The sequence below is a fragment of the Phytobacter sp. V69 genome (assembly GCF_965644215.1).
GTDB lineage: Bacteria > Pseudomonadota > Gammaproteobacteria > Enterobacterales > Enterobacteriaceae > Phytobacter.
On sequence record NZ_CBFFRL010000420.1, the window covers coordinates 1 to 1,375 of the forward strand.

Sequence of the window (1,375 nt, forward strand, 5' to 3'; positions counted from 1 at the left end):
CATCGCCCCGACGATGGTTACGATGAGTTTTACTGGAGCCAGCATCCGCACCCGGACTGGCCGGAAGGTCACGATTACCAGACGTGGCTGGAAGAAAAGGGAGTTGATCCGCAGTCGCTTTACGCCCACGCGCATGGCGCGATCTATCAGGGCGTTGCGACGGAGTTTCACCAGACCACCTGGGCGAAAGAGCGGGCGCGAGAATTTATCTCCCGGCATCAGCAGTCTCCGTGGTTCCTCAGCATTAACCTTTACGACCCACATCCGCCATTTGATCCGCCGCAGGACTATTTGCAGCGTATTGATGCGGATGCCATTCGCCCACCGCTGTTTGCAGAGAGCGATCTAGACCATCAGGCGCGCTTTACGCGGGTCGACCAGCAGACCAAAAAGGCTGTCGATCCGAACGTGGCGGTAGAGGGGGAAAGCCTGCAAGGCAGCCATGATACGCCGCCGGAATTCTGGGACGCGAAGGCAATTCGCGCGGCCTATTTCGCCATGATAGCTCTGGTGGACGATATGGTCGGCAGCCTTACCTCGTTGCTTGATGAGAGTGGGCAGCGGCAGAATACGCTGGTTATCTTTATGAGCGATCACGGGGAGATGCTGGGTGATCACGGTTTACTCTACAAAGGCTGTCGCTTTTATGAAGGGCTGGTGCATGTGCCACTAATTGTCTGCTGGCCGCAGGGTTTTGCGCCACAGAGGCGTTCAAATGCCTTAGTCGAGCTGGTTGATATTCCTGCGACGTTGCTGGAAAGCGCGAGGATAGCATTACCGGCGCATAACCAAGGACAATCGCTGTATTCTTTGCTCAGGGGCGACAGTGCACTACATCAGCATAAGCCTTATGTGCTTTCTGAATATTTTGACGCACTTGGATTTCCCGGCAGCATCGGTTCGCGCGCTAGTATGTATTTTGATGGCCGCTATAAGCTGAATGTGTACCACGATGCAGAAGAGGGGGAGCTGTTCGACTTAGATAGCGATCCGTTTGAATTTAATGACCACTGGCACGACCCGCAGTTTAATCAACTGAAGTTACAGCTTATTCAAAAACATTTTGCCGCCATAATGAAAGTCAGCGGTGCAGGGCCAGAGCGAATCAGTGATTTTTAGCCCGCCGACGGGCAGAACGAACAGAGATACCGCTTCTGGCGGCAGCGACTTCTTGAGTCGCCCCTTTGTTGCTATTTTTCATATAGAGAATGACCTGTTTGTCGGTAAGAGACACAACATCTCCATGATTGAGTAGGTTGTGATCTCAGATTACAAACCGGACAAAATAATTGTCGCGAACTGAACCGCCCCGGGAATCCTGGAGACTAAACTCTTTGAGAGAGAGGTAAACAGGATGACTAAAAACACACGTTTT

1 protein-coding gene is annotated in these 1,375 nt (G+C 52.4%); it reads left to right on the forward strand.

The features are described from left to right. A partial coding sequence (locus ACSZPU_RS25700; protein ID WP_499004436.1) for a sulfatase family protein occupies window positions 1-1,119 on the forward strand: 1,119 nt, incomplete at its 5' end. Window positions 1,120-1,375: the final 256 nt, after the last annotated feature.